Genomic DNA, 12,946 nt, shown 5'->3' on the forward strand with positions numbered 1-12,946 from the left:
CACAATGACCACCACCAAGTCAACCTCTGCCGTGGCGTTCTCGGCCGAAGAACGTGCCGCGATGAAGGAGCACTCGAAGGAGTTGAAGACCGCCGCGCGGCGCAACTCGCGCACCGCCAAGGCGGACGGCGAACAGGACGTGCTCGCGAAAATCGCTGAGATGACCGAATTCGATCGCGCCATCGCCGCTCGAGTCCACGCCGTCGTGACGACCGCCGCGCCCGAGCTCACCCCGAAGCTCTGGTACGGCATGCCCGCCTACGCCAAGGAGGGCAAGGTCGTCTGCTACTTCCAGCCCGCAGCGAAGTTCAAGTCGCGCTACGCCACCTTCGGGTTCAACGACATCGCAGGTCTTGACGACGGCACCATGTGGCCCACGGTATTCGCGCTGACCGCCCTGACCGCCGACGACGAGCAGAAGATCGGGCACCTCGCCCGCGCCGCCGTCGCCTGAGCATCCCCAACCCCTGCCACCCTGAAATCAATTGGAGCACCACAATGGCGAGCAAACAGAGCGGCACCCCCGGAGCCTTCTCCCGATGGATGCAGCGCACGATGAACACCCGGATGACCGTCAAGATCCGGCGCGGCAAGGGCACATTCGCGGGCATGAACGTCCTGATCCTGCACACCGTCGGCCAGCGCAGCGGGCAACACCGCGAATCTCCGGTGTCGTATTTCGCCGACGGTGACAACGCCTGGCTGATCGTGGCCTCCGGCGGCGGCAGCCGAAACCCGGACTGGTACGGAAATCTGATGGCGCACCCCGAGCACGCCGCGATCGAACTGCCGGGCCGCGAGGGCCAGCCGGTGGCCCCACTGCGACTGGCCGGTGACGAGCGGGCGCAGGCATGGCAACGCATCACCGCGGCCTCGCCGCGCTACGACAAGTACCAGCGCAAGTCCGAGCGGGAGTATCCCGTGGTTCGGCTCAGCGGGAGCGCCGCCCGATGAGGAACATCGCCATCATCGGCACCGGACGAGTTGGTCGCGCCGTGGGCGCAGCGCTCACCGCAGCCGGATACCGCGTCGCTTACGGTTCCCGGACACCGGGCGCGGGCAGCCTCGGCGTCACCGAGGCCCTGGTGGGTAGCGACGTCATCGTCGTCGCTACCCCGCCGGCGGCCGCGCGCGACTTCGCCCGCGACCACGGCTCCGCCCTCGCCGGAACGCTCGTCCTGGACGCTACCAACGACGTCATGGCCGTCCCCGCCAACGCAGCCGCCGCCTTTGCCGAGCACGCGCCGAAGTCCCGGTACGCCCGGGTGTTCAACAGCGTGGGCACCGAGGTCCTCATCGACCCGCTCTTCGACGGCGATCCTGCGGACATGTACTACTCCTGCGCACCAGCGGATCAGACCCAGGTGGACGAACTGATCACGGCCGTCGGTCTGCGCCCGGTCTATGTCGGTGACCAGGCCTACGACGTGGTTGACGGAGTCATGCGGCTGTGGCTCACCCTGGCCATGGGCCAAGGCCACGGCCGCGACATCGCCTTCCGACTGGTCACCCGCTGAGGCCACCGTGCCGAACGGCCCCGAAACCACTGGTTTCGGGGCCGTTCGCGGGTTGGGACGTCAGGCGGCGGCGCGGGCCCGGATTTCGTTGACTGACAGCGCCGAGTCATACTCAGCGCGCGGTTCCCCGACCGCGGCGAGTTCGGCCGAACCGGACCGGAAACCGGTGAGAACCTCACGAACGTGCTCGGCACGCTCGAGCAACACTCGCCGTTCTGTGCCTCGGTCACCAACAGAAAGTTCGGGATGTGGCGCCGCAACTCACCGCTGATCTCCACCTGCAACAAGAACGGCTGCGCCACGATCCGCCGCACAGACCGGTCGAAGTCAGCGAACAGCAAGCGGGCAAGTTCCAGCCGCGACTCGTAGATGACATGCCCGCACTCGGTCACGGACCAGTACGTCCCCGAGTAGTGCTTCTGCCCGTGATACTAGCGGAAACTCCGCCACGGCGACGCTTCGCACAACGATTATTTTCGAGCGGGCCGGGTTCGACGAGGACGAGGCCGACCGAGCCACCGTCGGCATGTTCATGTTCGTGCTCGGCAATGCCGTCGGACAGGCCGCGAACATCTCACTCAACCGCCGCCTCACCCGCAATGGCGACAGCGCGCAAGCCCAAGTCGCACAGGCCATCTCCGAGGCCACCGAGATCGCCCAGGGGTACCCGAGGCTGCGCCGCCGCATCGAAAAGGCCTCTGCCGCGACCGAATACAACTCCGCGCCGGACAGCACCTTCGAATACGGATTGGCCGCACTCCTGGACGGATTCGCCGTACGGCTCACCGCACGAGAGACGACCTCGGCCGGGTGACTCGGCCCGGTCTCACCGTGCTTGCGCCTCGATGGTCTCGCGCATAACTTGCAGCCCGCGCACGATCCGCAACCGCGCCTCGGCCGCCGCCGCGTGCGGCAGCACGTCGGTGATCCACACCAGCCGCGCGCCCGCCTCGTCGGAGAAGACCTGGAACGAGGCGTGATGATGGTCGATCGGCAGCGAAAATCCCTCCACCGCCGAATAAGCGAGCCGACGTGCCTCGTCATCAACGGACACGATGTACTCACGAATCACCGCGCCCGTCGGCATGGTCAGATAGCGGACGTCCCCTTCCACCCGCGTATCGGACACATAGCCGGGTAGCAGCCGCTCATGCACTCTTCCCACGTCCCTCACCGCCGCCCATACCTGGGTGGGAGTTGCTGCGATAACCGTAGATTCGGTGATGGTAGCGATGATCGTCTCCTCTGTACCTCACCGCGACCGTACCAACGGCCCCTGACAGCGGCGCTCGGCACCGCCATCGCCGGCGCAACGATGCAGTTGCAGGCGGCCTCCCGATCCTGCTGCGGGACTACAGGTTCCCAGAGTTGATAGCGAGACCGTCGACTCGTTCGCCGCTTCCCCACGCTCTTCGTCGGATGGTCAGTGCCCGATGGTGTCCAGCTCGGCTACATCTTGCTCGGAGAGGGAAAGCCCCGCGCCGGTGACGTTTTCGCGCAGATGCGCCTTCGAGGAAGTGCCGGGGATGAGCAGGATGTTCGGGGAGCGCTGCAGCAGCCAGGCCAACGCGACGGACATCGGTGTTGTCCCCAGCCGGCGGGCAACCCTCGAGAGGGTCTCTGATTGCAGTGGCGTGAAGCCCCCGAGGGGGAAGAACGGCACGTAGGCGATGTCCTGCGCGGCGAGTCGGTCGATGAGGTCGTCGTCGCGACGGTGGGCGAGGTTGTACATGTTCTGCACGCACACGACCGGGGCGATGGTCCGGGCCTCGGCGACCTGCTCGCTGGTGACATTGCTGACCCCGAGATGCCGGATGAGACCCTCCTGCTGAAGCCCGGCGAGTGTTTCGAACGCCTCGGCGATCGAGCCGGGCTGCGGGCCCTGGGCATCGCCCATGCGCATGTTGACCAGGTCCAGCACCTCGCTCCCGAGGGACTGCAAGGTCTCATGCACCTGCTTGCGCAGATCCTCGGGTCGGCGGGCAGTGGGCCAGCCGCCCTGCGCATCACGTTCCGCTCCCACCTTGGTCGCGATGAACAACGACTCCGGATAGGGGTGCAGGGCCTCGCGGATCAGCTCGTTCGTCACTCGCGGCCCGTAGGCGACACTGGTGTCGATGTGGGTGATCCCGAGCTCGGCCGCCTCGCGCAGCACGGCCAGTGCGCCGTCGCGGTCCTCTGGCTGGCCCATGACCCACGGGCCCGCGAGTTGCATTGCACCGTAACCGAATCGGGTGATGGTCTGATCGCCCAGAACCCACGCGCCGCCGGGAAGTGACGCAGTGGAAGAGGTGGATGTGTTCATCAGGTTCGGGATTCTCTCTGATCGGAGGTGGCGCGTGTCGCCGCCTTGGACCATGATCAGGGAGTTACTTCCCATTGGGAAGTAGGCACTTTACAGTGCGTAACTCACTTATTGGACGGGTGTTATCGACATGGGGATGCCGAAAGCCGCTCGGGAACGAGCGCAGAGCAAGGTGGAGTACAACGCGTTCCTGGCGGCATGTCCCAGTCGCCAGCTGCTCGATCGAATCTCGGACAAATGGGTCGTGCTGGTCCTCTGCGCGCTCGCGGGCGACACTCCGGACCAGCCCGATGCGGCAGCGGCAGCGAAGGTGATGCGCTACTCCGAGATCGCACGGCTACTGGCCGGCGTCAGCCAAAAGATGTTGACCCAGACATTGCGGGCCCTGGAACGCGACGGCGTCATCGCCCGCACCGCGACGCCGACCGTCCCCGTCACCGTCACCTATGAACTGACCGACCTCGGCCGTTCCCTTCATGACGTGACCCGCGGCCTCAGGACCTGGGCACAGGGTCACATGGGCGAGATACTCACCCAACGCGAGGCCTACGACGCTCGCGTCTCGTAACAACAGTCGGTCCGGCGGCGGGCGGCTCCCGCTCTCGCGAGGCGCCGCCCAGGCACCGGAATTACCTTATCCGGCAAACGTTTTCAGAGCACCGCTTCGATCGCGGAAATAACCGCAGGGTCCTTCGGCTCGGTGCGCGGACGGAAGCGCCCCACAACCTTGCCGTCGCGATCGACGAGGAACTTCTCGAAGTTCCACTGAATGTCCCCCGCCTCGCCCTCGGCGTCGGCGGTCTGGGTCAGCTCGGTGTAGAGCGGGCTGCGCGCGTCGCCGTTGACGTCGACCTTCTCCAGCAGCGGGAAATCCACGCCGTAGGTGGTCGAGCAGAACTCGGCGATCTCCTCGGCGGTGCCGGGCTCCTGGCCCATGAACTGGTTGCACGGCACGCCGACCACGCTGAATCCGCGCGGGCCGTAGGTCTGCTGCAGCTCGACCAGGCCCGTGTACTGCGGGGTCAGGCCGCACTTCGAGGCCACGTTGACCACCAGCAACGCCTTGTCACCGGCCAACTGGGCCAGGGTGGTGGGTTCGTCGGCAAGGGTTTTGACGGGAATCTCTCGAATGCTCACAAAGGGAGATGCTACCTCCGAATCGAGCTTCACCCCGGCGGGCAAGATGAGATGGCCCGGTCAGCGGGTGGCTGCCGAAATAGGCCCGCGATCGTCTTGACGTCGTCTGAATAAAGACGGATAATGAGCGATACGCCAGAAACGCTGAATAGAACCATGAGGACGGCGGAGACGTCCAAAGACCTACATGATTCTGTTAGGGCATCTGGAGAGGCCCCCGGCACGTCAGCCCCGAAACCGAAGCCGAAGCGACGACTGAGGCTCACGGATCGAGACGTGAGTACCGGGGACTGCTTATGTTCGGGGCCTGCACGAACTCGTCGCGCGTGGTGACGAACGCGGCGAGGCGGCCCGCCCGTCCGGCTCACATCCCGATGAGATGACCAGGCCCCCCAAGTCGCGTGTGACGTCGTGAACGCCGTCCTGCAACCCCTGGTCGATCTGCCCGGCATCCGAGAGGCCGCGGACCGCGCTCGTGATGCCCCGGCCGATCCTGAAACTCAACGGACGGGATCAGTGTGGAGCCTCTCGCACCCGAAGAGAGCGGCCGCATCACCATCGGCAGTCGTGCGCTCACCGTCAGTACCAATGTGACCGGCCTCAGCCGCCACCGATACGCGCGCGGCGGGCCTCATAGCGGCCGGAAGGTCCGCGCCGCGCCGGAATCAGCTGCCGCGCCGACGATCTCGCCCAACACGGCTCGCACCGTCGCGACCTGGTCTGCACCCACCCGCGCGGCAAGCCTTCGCTCGTACTCGGCGTGGAATTCCCGCACAGTGTCCAGCATGTCGCGGCCCCGGTCGGACAGGTGCAGCAGTTTGGCGCGCTTGTCCGCCGGATCCGGGCACCGCTCCACGTAGCCGTCCCGCACCATTTCGTCGACGACCTTGGCCGCACCCTGCGCGGTGATCCCGAGACGCTCCCCCAATTGACTTGCGGTGAGCGCGTTCTCGGCCAATGTGCGCAGTACATAGCCATAGGAAGCGCCGAGCATGCGATGGCCGTGCTCAGCCAGATGCGTGTGCAGCTCCCGAACGAACGCCTGGTATGCCTGCCCGAGCAGGACGCCGAAATCCATCCTTGACTCCTTCCCGGCAACATGTTCAACTCTAGTTGTACACCACAGTTGAACACATTGGTTGAATACATAGGAGTCACAGCATGCCACTCATCAAATCCGCCGACGCGCCCGTCTTCGAAGCTCCCCTCATGACCGCAGTCGGCCTAGCCGCCCCCAGCCGCGGCTCCACCGAGAACAGCGTCTGGCGCTTCACCATGCACCCAGGCAATCCCGGCCACGAGCACGCGGTCTCGCGGGAGGAGATCTTCATCGCCCTCTCCGGCCGGGCCCGCGCCACCATCGACGGCGAAACCCGAGACTTCTGCGCCGGCGACGCACTGGTGATCCCTGCACACACCGTCTTCCGCGTGTCCGTGCCAGGCGACGAACCGTTCGAGGCGGTGGCGATCCTGCCGGTGGGGGCCTACGCCCAAGCGCCCGGCGGCGACCGAGTCAGCCCGCCCTGGGCTCAATAGTCAACGCACAATCGATCGCACAGGAGAGTCATGCCGCACATCACCGCCGACCGCGCCCCTCGCTTCGAGAACGACCACGCGAACTTCACCGGTCTGGCCGCACCCAGCCGCGGATCCACCGAGAACAGCGCGTGGCGACTCACCATCAAGCCGGGCGTCGACGCGCCGGCACACGCCCTGGATCGCGAGGAGATCTTCATCGCGCTGTCTGGCACGATGACCGTCACCATGGGCGGCGAAATCCTCACGGTGGCAGCCGGGGACGCGCTTATCGTGCCCGCACACGAGCTGTTCGCCATGTCCAATCCGAGCGATGAACCGTTCGAGGCCGTCGTGGTGCTGCCCGTCGGCGGGCAGGGACTTATTCCCGGTCAGCCGCCGGTCGTCGCACCCTGGGCGCGCTGACCCACATTTGTCGGCCGAGTACTCGGCACCGGCACCGTCGAGGGGCTCGAGGGTGCCCGCGGTCAATACGCAACGTTCCAGTGCTTGATCCCGTTGATCCAACCCGACCGCAGCCGCACCGGATCGGCGAGTTGGTGCAGGTCGGGCAGGACATCGGCGATCGAGTTGAAGATCAGGCCGATCTCCAGCCGGGCCAGATTGGCCCCGACGCAGTAGTGCGCCCCGGTGCCGCCGAATCCGAGGTGCGGATTCGGGTCGCGCAGCACGTCGAACCGGAACGGGTCCTCGAAGGCGTCCTCGTCGAAGTTGGCCGAGCTGTAGAACAGCGCGACCCGCTGCCCGGCCGAGATCGCCTGACCGCCGAGCTCCAGATCCTGCGTGACGGTGCGCTGAAACGCCGTCACCGGCGTCGCCCAGCGCACGATCTCGTCGGGCGCGGTGCGCGGGCGCTCCCGCTTGTACAGCTCCCACTGGTCCGGATGGTCCACGAATGCCTTCATGCCGTGGGTGATGGCATTGCGCGTGGTCTCGTTGCCCGCCACGGTCAGCAGGATCATGAAGTAGCCGAACTCGTCCGAGCCCAGCGCCTCCCCGTCCACATCGGCGGTGACCAGCTGGCTGACGATGTCGTCGCACGGTTCCGCGCGCCGCTGCTCGGCCATGTTCCAGGCGTAGCCCAGAATCTCGGCGGTGGCCGTCATCGGGTCGCCGTATTCCGGATCGTCGTAGCTGAGCATCTGATTCGACCAGTTGAACAGCTTGTGCCGGTCGGCCTGCGGCACCCCGAGCAGTTCCGCGATCGCCTGCAGCGGCAACTCGCAGGCCACCTGCTGCACGAAGTCGCCACTCCCGGTTTCCTTGGCCTCCTGCACGATTCGCGCGGCACGCTCGGTCAGCGCGCCCCGCAGCGCCTCGATCGCGCGTGGGGTGAACCCCTTGGAGATGATGCGCCGGATCTTGGTGTGCTTGGGCGGATCCATGTTGATCAGCAGCGCCTCGCCGGTCAGTTCCATCTGCTCGCGTGTGGTGTCCGGGGGCAGCCGGACGATGGCGCCGTTGGTGTTCGAGGAGTACAGCTCCGGATGCCGCGAGATCTCCCGGACGTCCTCGTGGCGGCTCACCACCCAGTAGCCGCCGTCGTCGAAGGGCAGGTTGTATTCGCGCTCCTGGGCGTTCCACCACACCGGCGCGGTCCGGCGCAGCTCCGCGAACTCTTCCACCGGTTTGCGTTGTTCCCACAGACCGGGATCGGTGAAGTCGAATCCGGCGGGAAGCGATGGCACGGGCACGGTTCCTCCTCACGGTCCGCCGCGTCGCGAACCGGCGTGAAAATGAAACGAGTTCTAGAGAGATTCAAGCACCTCAAAGCATTTCTGAACAGGTGTCTGATCATGATTCTGAAACCATGATCACTTGCACCACGCCCGACCTGCTGTGACGCCGGCTACATACTCGATCTTCACCAGAATTAGAACTTGTTCTACAGTGGGTCCCGGGCGCGTGCTTCGGGCCCTGACGACCACTTCGAGGATGAGGTAACCGATCATGACCGACTCTCCGCGCAGCGCGGACACCACCGAGGCCGATTACGTCGTCGTGGGCGCGGGCAGTTCCGGCGCCACCATCGCCGGGCGGCTGGCCCAGACCGGTGCCCGCGTCATCCTGCTCGAGGCCGGTCGCAAGGACAACACCCGCCTGGTCACCAGCCCCGGCATGATCACCATGGTGCACACCGTGCCCCAGCTCAAGCACCGCGTCACATGGAGCCAGTACTCCGTCCCGCAGAAGCACGCCAACGAGCGCGAGGTCCCCATGACCCGCGGCAAGGTGCTGGGCGGCTCCAGCTCGGTCAACGGCATGCTCTTCGTGCGCGGCAACCGCGCCAACTTCGACTCCTGGGCCGCCGAGGGCAACAAGGGCTGGAGCTACGAGGACGTGCTGCCCGCCTACAAGCGCCTGGAGAACTGGCAGGACGGCGCGAGCGACTACCGCGGCACCGGCGGCCCGATCGAGGTCACCCGCCAGCAGGACCTGACTCCGATCACGCAGGAGTTCATGACCGCCGCCTCGGAGACCCTGGGCGCGCCGATCATCGAGGACTACAACGGCGAATCGCAGGAAGGCATCTCGATCTTCCAGCAAAGCGTGCGAAAGGGGCTGCGCTACAGCTCTTCTCGCGGCTACCTGACCGATATGCCGAACCCGACCCTGAGCGTGCTCACCAACGTGCACGCCACCCGCGTGGTCATCGAGAACGGGCGCGCCACCGGCGTGGAGATCCAGGAGAAGAACGGCTCGCACCGCATCGTGCGCGCCGCCAAGGAGGTCGTGGTCTCCGCCGGCGTCGTCGGCTCGCCGCAACTGCTGATGCTCTCGGGCATCGGGCCGGCCGGGCACCTGCGCGACCTGGGCATTGCCGTGCACCAGGACCTACCCGTCGGGCAGAACCTGCACGACCACCTGTTCGTGCCGATGACCTTCGTCTCGAAAAAGGCCATCCACCGCGGCATTCCGACCTACTTCGCCCGCGGCATCATGCGCGAGCTGCGCAACCCGGGCAGCTCCTGGATGGGCCGCACGGTCTTCGAGGCCGCGGGCTTCGTCAAGACCAAGTTCGCCGAGGGCGACTACCCGGACATGCAGATCCACACCCTGCCGTGGAGCTACCCGACCCCGAACCAGGACGAGGACAAGCTGCACCTGGTCGACCGGCGCGCGGCGCTGACCATCATGCCCAGCCTCATCTACCCCAAGAGCCGCGGCGAGGTGCGTCTGGCGTCGGCGGATCCGTTCGCCTCGCCGCTGATCGACCCGGGCTATCTGTCCGATCCGTGGGACACCGAATTCCTGATCGAAGGCATCAAGATGATCCGGGATGTGATGTCGCACAAGAGCATCGCGGGCGACGTCGTGGAGAACTTCTTCCCCGGCAACGAGTGGGCCGACGAGACCGCGCTGCGGCGCGAGCTGCCCAACCGCGTGCACTCGATCTACCACCCGGTCGGCTCCTGCCGCATGGGCGTGGACGAGCGCGCCGTGGTCGATCCGACCCTGAAGGTCAACGGCATCGAGGGCCTGCGCGTGGCCGACGCCTCGATCATGCCGAGCATCACCGGCGGCAACACCAACGCGCCGTGCTACATGATCGGTGAGATGGCGGCCGAATTCATCACCACCGGCGCGTAATTCGTCGATTCATCGAGCCCGGGTTCGCGAGCGCGAACCCGGGCTCTTCGCGTTTGCGCCCCGCAGTTCCGGTTCGGACCCGTCATTCCTGTGCGGGGCGTCATTCGACGTGCCTTCCGCCCGAATCCACCCAGAGATCCCCGTCGAAAACCCACCGGATAATGAAAGACGCAGCGCCGGAGGACGATAAGCGCAGCATCTCACAACGACGGGCGCAATGCCCGACGACGATGCGCGCGATAGCCGATGGCAGTCGAAACGATGTCGAGAGAACGGGCGCCGGCGGCCGGGAATAGACCGGGATGATTGCGCGTTGACGATGTCGACTGTAGCCTTGGCAATGTCTCCAGCTTGTGGATGCAGGTGAGTAATCCCTGCCACAGTCCGCTGGACACCCCGGAACTCCACTCTCCTCGGTGATCCGAGCGAAGCCGTATTCGAAGTACCGGTACCCGACGTACCGCCCGGGGGTTCACAGCACAGCCTCGCGCTGCACCGGCGGCGATCTCGCCGCACCCGCCCACACTCATATTCAGGAGTACATTCCATGCAGGACAACACTATTCACGATTCCGGCGGCGATCTGGCCGCCATCGAGACCGCGACGGAAGTCAGCGGCATCCTCGACATCACCGACAACCATGCCTCGTTGCGCGTCGATGGCTACCTGCCCGGACCGCGCGACGCGCACGTGCCGTTGCGCCTGGTCCGCGAGCACGGGCTGCGCCGCGGCGATGCGATCACCGGCATCACCGGACCCAAGCGCGAGGGCGTCAAACTGCCCCCGCTGCTGCGGGTCGATCGCGTCAACGGGCTGCCGCCCGCACAGGCCAAGGCCCGCAAACACTTCGGCGATCTCATCCCCATCTATCCACAGGACAGGCTCCGCCTGGAGACCGAGCCGCACGAAATGACCACGCGCGTCACGGATCTGGTGATGCCGATCGGCAAGGGGCAGCGCGCGCAGATCGTCGCGCCGCCCAAGGCGGGCAAAACCTCTCTGCTGCAATCCATTGCGCACGGCATCGCGAAGAATCACCCCGAATGCCAGCTGATCCTGGTGCTCGTGGGTGAGCGCCCCGAGGAGGTCACCGACCTGTCCCGGGCCGTGCCCGCCGACATCGCCGCGGCCACCTTCGACACCCCCGCGCGCGATCACGTCGCGGTCGCGGAGCTGGCCATCGAACACGCCAAGCGCCACGTCGAGATGGGCCGCGACGTGGTGGTGCTGCTCGATTCGCTGACCCGGCTGGCCCGCGCCTACAACCTGGCCTCCCCGGGCACCGGGCGCATCCTGTCCGGCGGCGTGGACGCCGGCGCACTGGCCCCGCCGAAGAAATTCCTCGGCGCCGCGCGCAATATCGAGAACGGCGGCTCGCTGACCATCATCGCCACCACCCTCGTCGAGACGGGTTCGGTGGCCGACACCCTGATCTTCGAGGAGTACAAGGGCACCGGCAACGCCGAACTCAAGCTCGACCGGCACATCGCCGATCGGCGCACCTTCCCCGCCATCGACATCGACCGCTCCAGCACCCGCCGCGACGAGTTGCTGCTCACCCCCGACGAACTCGCCGCCACCGCATCGCTGCGGCGCACCCTCGCCGGCCGCGAGCCGCAGCAGGCCATCGAACTGTTGCTCACCGGTCTGCGCCAGACCGAGACGAACGCCGAATTCCTCGCCCAGATCCGCAACGCCGCCCGCTGACACCCACCAGCGGATTCCAGCCAATTGCGGCCCGAAATAACCGAGTAGCCCGAACCTCGAGCAAGATCGGTCCCGCGTCCAGGTAGCCTGTCTGCAAGATCAGACCAGGCGTCCGTCCGGGCGGACGGACGCCGAGCACCACAACGCACAGCTCGTCTCGCACCCGGTTCCGCGGTATCGCAGGGTCGCTGCGACGCCGTTCCGGAAAGGGGGCCGCCTCTCATGCGAACGGCGCTCGCTACCCGCAGCACAGCGCACCATCGGACGCCGGCGGGGATCCCGTCCGGGGGGTGCTGATGTCGCGGGAGGATTTCCTGCGCCGCGTGCGCGACGGCCTCAAGGCACTGCCCGACGACGATCGCACCGTCACGCTCAACGGCCACCGGCGGCACACCACCGAGGAGTCCCCCCGCGATCGCACCGCGATCATCGAACAGTTCGTCGAACGTCTCGAGCATCACGGCGCCCGGGTGCGGCGGCTGGCCGAACCGCAGATCCCGGCCGCGGTATACGGGGCGCTCTACGAACATCGCGCGAAATCCGTTGTGGCGCCCGAGGGTTTGCCCGAAGAATGGCTCGAGACGTGGTCCGCCAATCCGGATCACCAGGTCCTCGACGAGTACCCGCAGCTCTCGCCCGAGGAACTGGACGACGCCGACGCCATCGTGACCGCCTGCGCCGGCGCGGTCGCCGACGCCGGGGCTGTTGTGCTGGACGGCGGGCCGGGCCAGGGCAGGCGCGAGGTGATCCCCAGCTGCCACGTCTGCGTGGTGCGCGCGGCGCAGATCGACTCCTCGCTGCCCGAGGTGCTCGACAAGCTCGATTCCCGCCGGCCCATCACCTGGTGCGGCGGCCCGACCGCGCCCTCGGACGCCCCGGCCTCGCCCGGCCAGGGCCGCCATCGCCAGCGGCAACTGGTCGTGCTGATCGTCGAATCCGACGAGATTTCCGCGTAAGCACCGCAAGTTCTCCTTAAGCCCGTGGCAAGCCCCGGGCGGCATTCTCATAACCGGTAGGCCACTGCCGGGAGTGGGTGCCGGTCGCGGCTTGTACGAGGGGTCGGGTCGCGACCGGGTGCAGATACGGATGTTCCTGCGGTTGGAGGGGGCCGCAGGAGCACCATCCCATTCTGTTGCCGCCTTGTGATCTTGG

The 12,946-nt window shown here is 66.6% G+C and carries 15 protein-coding genes and 1 pseudogene; 10 read left to right on the forward strand and 6 right to left on the reverse strand.

Translation table 11 applies throughout. The annotated features are described in order from the left end of the window. Positions 1-4: 4 nt before the first annotated feature. The 3 genes from ABH933_RS04515 to ABH933_RS04525 are packed head-to-tail and all read left to right on the forward strand — an operon-like array spanning position 5 to position 1,517. A complete protein-coding gene (locus ABH933_RS04515) occupies positions 5-454 on the forward strand; it encodes an iron chaperone (protein WP_215919409.1) in 450 nt (149 codons plus the stop codon). A 44-nt stretch (positions 455-498) separates the two neighbouring features. Further along, positions 499-954, forward strand: coding sequence for a nitroreductase/quinone reductase family protein (locus ABH933_RS04520; RefSeq protein WP_429417858.1), 456 nt, complete (start codon positions 499-501; stop codon positions 952-954). Beyond that, the gene (locus ABH933_RS04525; RefSeq protein WP_429417860.1) at positions 852-1,517 is read left to right on the forward strand and encodes an NADPH-dependent F420 reductase; all 666 of its coding nucleotides are present in this window, start codon (positions 852-854) and stop codon (positions 1,515-1,517) included. The genes ABH933_RS04520 and ABH933_RS04525 overlap by 103 nt, the downstream gene beginning before the upstream one ends. 221 nt (positions 1,518-1,738) lie before the next feature. Here ABH933_RS04525 and ABH933_RS04530 read toward each other — a convergent pair. After that, positions 1,739-1,984 (reverse strand): annotated as a pseudogene (locus ABH933_RS04530) (TnsA-like heteromeric transposase endonuclease subunit); the annotation flags it as partial. Positions 1,985-1,989: 5 nt separating this feature from the next. Here ABH933_RS04530 and ABH933_RS04535 point away from each other — a divergent pair. Continuing rightward, positions 1,990-2,331, forward strand: coding sequence for a TetR/AcrR family transcriptional regulator C-terminal domain-containing protein (locus ABH933_RS04535; RefSeq protein ID WP_429419150.1), 342 nt, complete (start codon positions 1,990-1,992; stop codon positions 2,329-2,331). Positions 2,332-2,343: 12 nt separating this feature from the next. Here the strand turns inward: ABH933_RS04535 and ABH933_RS04540 are convergent, their stop codons facing one another. Together ABH933_RS04540 and ABH933_RS04545 are read right to left on the reverse strand one after the other, a co-directional pair. Further along, positions 2,344-2,754 (reverse strand): SRPBCC family protein, encoded by a 411-nt coding sequence (locus ABH933_RS04540; RefSeq protein ID WP_429419153.1) that lies wholly within the window; start codon positions 2,752-2,754, stop codon positions 2,344-2,346. A gap of 186 nt (positions 2,755-2,940) precedes the next feature. Next, positions 2,941-3,822, reverse strand: a complete 882-nt coding sequence (locus ABH933_RS04545) for an aldo/keto reductase family oxidoreductase (protein ID WP_429417862.1) — start codon at positions 3,820-3,822, stop codon at positions 2,941-2,943. 130 nt (positions 3,823-3,952) lie between these two features. On the opposite strand from ABH933_RS04545, the gene ABH933_RS04550 reads away from it, so the two are divergent. Next, entirely contained in the window at positions 3,953-4,390 is a 438-nt protein-coding gene (locus ABH933_RS04550; RefSeq protein ID WP_429417864.1) for a winged helix-turn-helix transcriptional regulator, read from the forward strand. 83 nt (positions 4,391-4,473) lie between these two features. On the opposite strand, the gene ABH933_RS04555 is transcribed toward ABH933_RS04550, so the two are convergent. Beyond that, positions 4,474-4,959: a glutathione peroxidase gene (locus ABH933_RS04555; RefSeq protein ID WP_429417866.1), complete on the reverse strand. Its 486-nt coding sequence runs from the start codon at positions 4,957-4,959 to the stop codon at positions 4,474-4,476. A 631-nt stretch (positions 4,960-5,590) separates the two neighbouring features. Further along, the gene (locus ABH933_RS04560) at positions 5,591-6,037 is read right to left on the reverse strand and encodes a MarR family winged helix-turn-helix transcriptional regulator (protein WP_429417868.1); all 447 of its coding nucleotides are present in this window, start codon (positions 6,035-6,037) and stop codon (positions 5,591-5,593) included. 83 nt (positions 6,038-6,120) lie between these two features. Between ABH933_RS04560 and ABH933_RS04565 the strand changes: the two genes are divergently transcribed. Both ABH933_RS04565 and ABH933_RS04570 read left to right on the forward strand, forming a co-directional pair. Beyond that, entirely contained in the window at positions 6,121-6,495 is a 375-nt protein-coding gene (locus tag ABH933_RS04565) for a cupin domain-containing protein (RefSeq protein ID WP_215915317.1), read from the forward strand. Between the two features lie 30 nt (positions 6,496-6,525). Further along, the gene (locus ABH933_RS04570) at positions 6,526-6,900 is read left to right on the forward strand and encodes a cupin domain-containing protein (RefSeq protein WP_215915316.1); all 375 of its coding nucleotides are present in this window, start codon (positions 6,526-6,528) and stop codon (positions 6,898-6,900) included. Positions 6,901-6,962: 62 nt separating this feature from the next. On the opposite strand, the gene ABH933_RS04575 is transcribed toward ABH933_RS04570, so the two are convergent. Further along, entirely contained in the window at positions 6,963-8,189 is a 1,227-nt protein-coding gene (locus ABH933_RS04575; protein WP_429417870.1) for a cytochrome P450, read from the reverse strand. A gap of 256 nt (positions 8,190-8,445) precedes the next feature. Here ABH933_RS04575 and ABH933_RS04580 point away from each other — a divergent pair, with 256 nt between their 5' ends. The 3 genes from ABH933_RS04580 to ABH933_RS04590 all read left to right on the forward strand — a co-directional run bounded on the left by ABH933_RS04580 (position 8,446) and on the right by ABH933_RS04590 (position 12,750). Next, on the forward strand, positions 8,446-10,086 hold the full coding sequence (locus tag ABH933_RS04580; RefSeq protein ID WP_429417872.1) for a GMC family oxidoreductase: 1,641 nt from the start codon (positions 8,446-8,448) through the stop codon (positions 10,084-10,086). 547 nt (positions 10,087-10,633) lie between these two features. After that, a complete protein-coding gene (locus ABH933_RS04585) occupies positions 10,634-11,794 on the forward strand; it encodes a transcription termination factor Rho, short form (RefSeq protein ID WP_429417874.1) in 1,161 nt (386 codons plus the stop codon). Between the two features lie 296 nt (positions 11,795-12,090). Beyond that, positions 12,091-12,750 carry an LUD domain-containing protein gene (locus tag ABH933_RS04590; protein WP_429417876.1) on the forward strand — a complete coding sequence of 220 codons (660 nt, stop codon included), beginning with the start codon at positions 12,091-12,093 and terminating at the stop codon, positions 12,748-12,750. Positions 12,751-12,946 lie beyond the last annotated feature (196 nt).

It is taken from the genome of Nocardia sp. GP40 (assembly GCF_050434125.1).
GTDB classification, from domain to species: Bacteria; Actinomycetota; Actinomycetes; order Mycobacteriales; family Mycobacteriaceae; genus Nocardia; species Nocardia albiluteola.

Bases quoted from the DNA above. Each gene is read 5' to 3' on its own strand.
- ABH933_RS04515 (WP_215919409.1), top strand. From the start codon at position 5: ATGACCACCACCAAGTCAACCTCTGCCGTGGCGTTCTCGGCCGAAGAA.
- ABH933_RS04520 (WP_429417858.1), top strand. From the start codon at position 499: ATGGCGAGCAAACAGAGCGGCACCCCCGGAGCCTTCTCCCGATGGATG.
- ABH933_RS04525 (WP_429417860.1), top strand. From the start codon at position 852: ATGGCAACGCATCACCGCGGCCTCGCCGCGCTACGACAAGTACCAGCG.
- ABH933_RS04545 (WP_429417862.1), bottom strand. From the start codon at position 3,822: ATGAACACATCCACCTCTTCCACTGCGTCACTTCCCGGCGGCGCGTGG.
- ABH933_RS04550 (WP_429417864.1), top strand. From the start codon at position 3,953: ATGGGGATGCCGAAAGCCGCTCGGGAACGAGCGCAGAGCAAGGTGGAG.
- ABH933_RS04560 (WP_429417868.1), bottom strand. From the start codon at position 6,037: ATGGATTTCGGCGTCCTGCTCGGGCAGGCATACCAGGCGTTCGTTCGG.
- ABH933_RS04565 (WP_215915317.1), top strand. From the start codon at position 6,121: ATGCCACTCATCAAATCCGCCGACGCGCCCGTCTTCGAAGCTCCCCTC.
- ABH933_RS04570 (WP_215915316.1), top strand. From the start codon at position 6,526: ATGCCGCACATCACCGCCGACCGCGCCCCTCGCTTCGAGAACGACCAC.
- ABH933_RS04580 (WP_429417872.1), top strand. From the start codon at position 8,446: ATGACCGACTCTCCGCGCAGCGCGGACACCACCGAGGCCGATTACGTC.
- ABH933_RS04585 (WP_429417874.1), top strand. From the start codon at position 10,634: ATGCAGGACAACACTATTCACGATTCCGGCGGCGATCTGGCCGCCATC.
- ABH933_RS04590 (WP_429417876.1), top strand. From the start codon at position 12,091: ATGTCGCGGGAGGATTTCCTGCGCCGCGTGCGCGACGGCCTCAAGGCA.